Source organism: Lentzea sp. NPDC060358 (assembly GCF_042725365.1).
GTDB lineage: Bacteria > Actinomycetota > Actinomycetes > Mycobacteriales > Pseudonocardiaceae > Lentzea.
The window spans coordinates 1-6,081 of sequence record NZ_JBHXCW010000355.1 but is presented as its reverse complement, the minus strand read 5'-3'; the positions used below and the strand labels follow the sequence as shown (position 1 = coordinate 6,081).

Genomic DNA, 6,081 nt, shown 5'->3' with positions numbered 1-6,081 from the left:
GCCCGGACTTGCGGTGGCGCGTCGCTAGCGCGGCTTCTTCCGGGGCAGCGGCTTCGTCGCCGGGCCCTCGAGCACCGCGCCGTCCACGTCGAAGCGCGAGCCGTGGCACGGGCAGTCCCAGCTGTGCTCGGCGGCGTTGAAGCGCACCAGGCAGCCGAGGTGCGTGCAGCGCAGCGACACCCCGTGCAGCTTGCCCTCGGCGTCGCGGTAGACGCCGGTCTTGCCCAGGCCGTCGCGGATCACGTGCGCCTGGCCGGGCGGCAGGTCCTCGCTGGAGGTGGCGTCGGCCGGTGCGATGCGGTCGCCGACCATCTGCGCCGCGACCTCGGCGTTCTTCTTCACGAGCTCCGGCAGCGACTTGAGCGACACGCGGTGCGGGCTGAACCGGTCGGCGAGGTCGTTCGGCTTGCCCGTCACCAGGTCCGCGAGCAGCGACGCCGCGAACGTGCCGCTGGTCAGGCCCCACTTCATGTAGCCGGTGGCGGTGAACAGGGTGTCGCTGCCCGGCGTGTAGCTGCCGATCATCGGCAGGTGGTCGTAGGCCGTCGGGTCCTGCGCCGACCACCGGTGCGTGACCTCCTCGACCTGCCAGTGCTCGCGGGCGAAGTCCTCGAGCCGCCGGAACGGCTCCACGACGGTCTTGCCGGTGGGGTGGCTCTGGCCGGCGAGGATCAGCTGGTCCCCGTGCGCGGAGATGGACCACGACGGGCTGCCGGTGCTGATCGCGAGCGCTTGCGCGGGGTTCGCGACGCGGGCGGCGATGCAGTAGGCGCGGGTCAGTTCGAGGCGCGGGAAGTACAGGCCGCGGTCGAGCGTCGGGTAGTGCGTGGCGATGACGACCTGCGAGGCGTTGACGACACCGTCGCGAGTGGACAGCCGGGTGCCCTTCACGTCCAGCACCCTGCTGTCCTCGCAGACCCGGCTGCCGTCGCCGTCGACCGCGTTCGCGAGGCCCTGCAGGTACTTCACGGGGTGCAGTGCGATCTGGTCGTCGAGCCGGACGGCCGCGTGCACCTCGAACGGCAGGTCGAGCTCCGCCGTGCCGCTGCGCACCGGCAGCCCGACCTGGCGCGCGGCGATCAGCTCGTGGTCGACGTCGCGCACCTCCTCCTCGGTGTAGGCGAAGGTGACGGCGGGGGCGCGGCGCAGGTCGCAGTCGATGTCCTCGGACCTGACCAGCTCGGCGACCCGGGCCACCGCGGCCAGCGACGCGCCGGCGTAGTCGGTGGCGGCGGCGAGGCCGTGGGTGCGCCGGATCTGCGAGTACACGGTGGACTGCAGTGCGGTCACCTTGGCCGTGTTGTTGCCGGACACGCCCGACGCGACGCGGGCGGCCTCCAGCACGATCACGTCCAGCCCGCGGCGCTTGAGCAGCAGCGCGGTCGTGAGACCGGTGATGCCGCCGCCGACGACGGCCACGTCGAAGGTGTGCTCGCCGGTCAGCGGGGGACGGGGCCGCGCGGGCAGGGCGGTGAGCCAGAGCGACTGGTCGGCCGTGGTGGTCATGGCGGCGGTGTACCCGCGTCCTGCGGGGTTATGCCGCAGGTGGGAGGCACTTGCGGGGCATCCGGGTGGTCGTGTGCCCGGCCACGATCGGGCGCCGTCCCGGATACCTGCGCCGGTTCGTGGGTATGCGACCTGCATGGGCAAGCACCGGGTAGTCGTTGTCGGCGGCGGTTTCGGCGGGCTGGGCGTCGTGCGCGGGCTCAAGCGCGCGGACGTCGAGGTCACGCTCATCGACCGCACGAACCACCACCTGTTCCAGCCGCTGCTCTACCAGGTGGCGACCGCGCTGCTGCCCACGGGCGACATCGCGCCCGCGTTCCGGGCGATCCTGCGCAAGCAGCGCAACGCCCGCGTGCTGCTCGGCGAGGTGACCGGGTTCGACACCGCGGCGAAGACCGTGCACGTCGACCTGCCGGACGGGTCGTCGCGCCGGGTCGGCTACGACACGCTGGTCGTGGCGGCCGGGTCGCAGGACAGCTACTTCGGCCACGACGAGTGGGCCGAGGTGGCACCGCCGATGAAGACCCTCGAACAGGCCGTGAACCTCCGGTCGCGGCTGCTGCGGGCGTTCGAGTCGGCGGTGGCGGCGGACGACCCGAAGCAGTGGCTGTCGTTCGCGGTGGTCGGTGCCGGGCCGACGGGCGTGGAACTGGTCGGGCAGCTCGCCGACCTCGCGCGCCGGGCGCTCAAGGGCCAGTTCCGCGAGATCGACCCCCGCGACATCCGGATCACGCTGCTCGACGCGGTGCCGCACGTGCTGCCGCCGTTCCCCGAACCGCTGCGCGCCCACACCCGCAGGAAGCTCGAACAGCTCGGCATCACCGTGATGACCGGCGCCATGGTCGAGTCGATCGACGACCAGGGCCTCACCACCAAGGACGGTGACCGGGTCGAGGCGCGGACCATCATCTGGGCGGCCGGGGTGCAGGCGTCGCCGCTGTCGCGCAAGCTCGCCGACGCGACCGGCGCCGAGGTCGACCGCAAGGGCAAGATCCGCGTCGACCCGGCCGACTGCTCCGTCACCCGGGACGTCTTCGCGATCGGCGACATGGTCAACCTCGACGACCTGCCCGGCATCGCCGAACCCGCCATCCAGGAGGGCCATCACGTCGCCAAGGTGATCAGGGCACGGCTCGAGGGCCGGACGCACAAGCCGTTCAAGTACCTCGACCTCGGGACCATGGCGACGATCTCGCCCGGCGACGCCGTCGCCGACATCAAGAAGCTCCACCTCAAGGGACTGATCGGCAAGGTCGCGTGGGCCGCCGTGCACATCGCGTTCCTCGTCGGCTGGCGCAACCGGGCCGCGGTGCTGACGCTCTGGGGCCTCAACATCGCCACCGGCCGCCGCGGACAGCCGATCATCCTGGAGGCCGTGCGCGCCAAGGGGACTGGGGACTAGCGCCGGTGGGTAACCCCAGGTCGTGAACACCGAGCTGCTGGGCATCTACCTCAACGACCACCTGGCCGGGGCGACGGCTATCAGCGAGCTCGCGCGCCGCGTCAGCCGCACGCACCCCGAGCTGCGCCTGCTCGCCGACGACCTGGAGGCGGACCGCAAGGAGCTCCTCGACTTCATGCGCGAGGTCGGCGTCGAGTCGCGCCCGCACAAGGCCGCGCTCGGGTGGCTCTCCGAGAAGGCGGGCAGGCTCAAGCTCAACGGCCGGGTGCTCGGCCGGTCGCCGCTCAGCGACGTGCTCGAACTGGAGGGTCTGCGCGTCGGCGTCGAGGCCAAGTCGGCACTGTGGCGGACGCTGCGCGAGCTGCGCAGCTTCGACGACGAGCGGCTGGAGCGGCTCGCGCGCCGGGCCGCGGACCAGGCCGGGCTCGTCGACGGCTACCGGCTGCGTTCCGCGCCCGGCTCGTTCGACGCGCCGCCGCTGTCCGGTGTCGACGTCGAGCGCACGTTCACCGTCGCGGCCTCGCCCGAGGGCGTCGCCGAGTACCTGCGCGACTTCTCCCGCACCGAGCAGTGGGATCCGGGCACGGTGTCGTGCGACCGCCTCGACGAGGGACCGGTCGAGGTCGGGTCGCGCTGGCGGAACGTGTCGACGTTCCTCGGCCGCAAGACCGAGCTCGTCTACGAGCTGACCCGCGACGACCCGGGCGGGCTGCGGTTCGTCGGCCGCAACGGCACCGCCACCGCGACCGACGACATCACGATCACCGCCGGCTCCGCGCCCGGCACCACCCGGATCGCCTACCACGCGCACCTGGAGTTCACCGGGCTCGCGAAGCTCGGCGCCCCCGTCGCGAAGCTGGCGCTCGAGAAACTCGGCGACGACACCGAGAAGAGCCTCATCCGGGTGCTCGGGTCCGTGCGGTAAAGACAACGGAAAAACGCAGGTCAGACGCGATTCCCCGGGTTCATCGCGATCCATAGACTCCCTCGCGCCGGGTGGTGGGACAGGCTTCCTCCGGCGGACTCGAGAGGGAGTACTGGGGTGTTCGAGAACAACGTCACCAGGCGCGGCTTCGTCACGGGCGCGGCGGCCGTCGCCGGTCTCGCCGGGCTGGCCACCGTCGCGCCCGGCCTCGCCGGCGCCGACCCGAAGATCGACGACCAGCACACCGACGCGGAGATCAAGGCCGCCGAGGCCGGCGCGCTGGCGATGATGACGTTCCAGAAGATCGACGGCACGCCCGTCTACTACTGGCGGTCCAACCGCGGCAACACCACCGCGCGCAACTGGCAGGCCACCGAGGCGTTCTACAACGCGCTCGTGGCCTGGATCCGGGACCTGCGCTCGCTGTCGTCGAGCTACGGCTCGATCAGCTACATCGTCTCCGCCGGCTTCTACGTCGACAAGGCGGGCCAGCACGGTGCGGGCACCGCGATGGACCTCGACCACGTCCGCTGGTCCGGCGGCAACACGATCTCGCCGCTCGACCAGGCGCACGCCTCGGGCACGGCGTCGGTCCGCAAGCGCTACCTCGCCACGGAGGCCGTGTGCCGCCGCCGGTTCCGGTACGTGCTCGACGGCTGGTACAACGCCGACCACGCCGACCACATCCACTCGGACTTCGGCGGCATGCCGGTCCGCGCCGCCACGGACTCCGAGTCCGACACCAAGTTCGTCCAGGGCGTCTGCAACAACTTCCGCGCCTCCGGCCTCACGATCGACGGCATCTGGGGGCCCAAGACGACCACCGCGTTCAACGGCCTCAAGTCCGCGCTGGGCGTGACGGGCGACCCGCACAGCAGTGCGTCGGTCTGGCAGGGCATGTTGTCGAAGATCGCCACCAAGGGTTTCGCGAACCAGAACATCTGATCGCGATCACCATTGCGCGGAAAATGAGCCGCCGGGCGTCTCGGAGCCGCAACGATAAAGGCGCGTCCACCGCTGGACGCGCCTTTGTCGTGAAAAGGGGCAGGGCTAGCGGGGACCGCCGCCCATCGAGCCGCCGAGGCCGAAGAGGATCCGCTGGATGAGCTCGGGATCGACGTCCGGCTCGTCGCCGAGCGCCTCCGCGGCGGGGGACCGGCGCTTCTCGCGGCGGGGCAGCGGCACGGCCGTGGCGTTGACGCCGGTCGGCAGCTGCAGCTCGCACCAGATGAGCTTGACGCCCCCCGCGAGCTGGAGCTCGCCGGTGCGCAGGTCGGGCGAGGTGGGCGGCATGATGAACCGCGCCGCCTCCAGTTCGACCACGAGGTAGTCACCGCTGAGCCTCAGGCGCAGGGTGATCAGGCGCGAGGTCTTGGGGTCCGCGGACTCGACGGCGGCTTCGACCAGCGCGCACGCGACGGCCGAGCACTCTCCGATCATGTTGCGCAGACGCCACTCACCGAGGGTGAAGCGCACGAACAGATCCGCGCAGTTCACCGCGGTGGGCAGCGCGATGAGTGTCAGGTCGTCGACCTGGGCGGTCTGGGCGTTCGCCTGCATGCTGCCTCCGTTTCGCGTGCGGCGCGCGATCCGCGATGGTCACCCGAATGGCCGTCGCGGTGAGCGGGAATCTACATGGGTATACGCGGGAAGCAATGCCCTGGTTGACCCACTCGTCGAAAGTCACGTCCGGGTCACAATACTAGGTCCGTCTGCTCACCGTGAGTATAGCCTCCGGTGCTGTGGGTGATCGATTCGGGGCTGGATCGGCGCGCGGCGAACCGGTTCGACGAATTCGTGAAGCGGGCGACCACCCCTTCACGTTCCACGCGGTATGCCACGTCGCGAGGCGTGAGGGCCCCGTCCGGGCCCGGTTCGGGGGCAGTGCCGGCGCGGGGGTGGCGCCCGGCGGTTTCGAAAGCTTAAATCGAATTAAACCGCGCGTGATTCGGCGGTCGAGCTTAAAGATATTTAAGGCCAATTAATCGTCTGAACGGTGGATTGGTGGCCGGGGGTGGTCGGCTAAATTCATGTCAGATCACGAGAAACCACCGAAGACCTGCTGAATACGCCGGATCCCCCCACACCCCGGCCGTGAGCCCCGGCTGATCCACTCGTTCCACCGGTGTGGGAAAGGCAAGCGCGCACTGCTCATCGGGTTCCTCCCTCCTGCTCGGAACCCGGTGGTGCGGCAGCGGTGCGCCGCGGCCTGCCGGTGCCCGCCGGCGGCGTCGGACCCGTCCCACGG

At 70.8% G+C, this 6,081-nt stretch carries 5 protein-coding genes; 3 read left to right on the top strand and 2 right to left on the bottom strand.

Features of this window, described 5'->3' with window-relative positions:
- Positions 1-24: 24 nt before the first annotated feature.
- Positions 25-1,506: an FAD-dependent oxidoreductase gene (locus ACFWGZ_RS38805; RefSeq protein ID WP_382456586.1), complete on the bottom strand. Its 1,482-nt coding sequence runs from the start codon at positions 1,504-1,506 to the stop codon at positions 25-27.
- Between the two features lie 136 nt (positions 1,507-1,642).
- On the opposite strand from ACFWGZ_RS38805, the gene ACFWGZ_RS38800 reads away from it, so the two are divergent.
- The 3 genes from ACFWGZ_RS38800 (at position 1,643) to ACFWGZ_RS38790 (ending at position 4,778) form a co-directional block, all read left to right on the top strand.
- Positions 1,643-2,908, top strand: a complete 1,266-nt coding sequence (locus ACFWGZ_RS38800; protein WP_382456585.1) for an NAD(P)/FAD-dependent oxidoreductase — start codon at positions 1,643-1,645, stop codon at positions 2,906-2,908.
- Positions 2,909-2,930: 22 nt separating this feature from the next.
- Positions 2,931-3,833 carry an SRPBCC family protein gene (locus ACFWGZ_RS38795; RefSeq protein WP_382456584.1) on the top strand — a complete coding sequence of 301 codons (903 nt, stop codon included), beginning with the start codon at positions 2,931-2,933 and terminating at the stop codon, positions 3,831-3,833.
- Positions 3,834-3,950: 117 nt separating this feature from the next.
- On the top strand, positions 3,951-4,778 hold the full coding sequence (locus tag ACFWGZ_RS38790; protein ID WP_382456583.1) for an extensin family protein: 828 nt from the start codon (positions 3,951-3,953) through the stop codon (positions 4,776-4,778).
- A 105-nt stretch (positions 4,779-4,883) separates the two neighbouring features.
- On the opposite strand, the gene ACFWGZ_RS38785 is transcribed toward ACFWGZ_RS38790, so the two are convergent.
- The gene (locus tag ACFWGZ_RS38785) at positions 4,884-5,393 is read right to left on the bottom strand and encodes an ATP-binding protein (RefSeq protein ID WP_382456582.1); all 510 of its coding nucleotides are present in this window, start codon (positions 5,391-5,393) and stop codon (positions 4,884-4,886) included.
- Between the last annotated feature and the right edge of the window lie 688 nt (positions 5,394-6,081).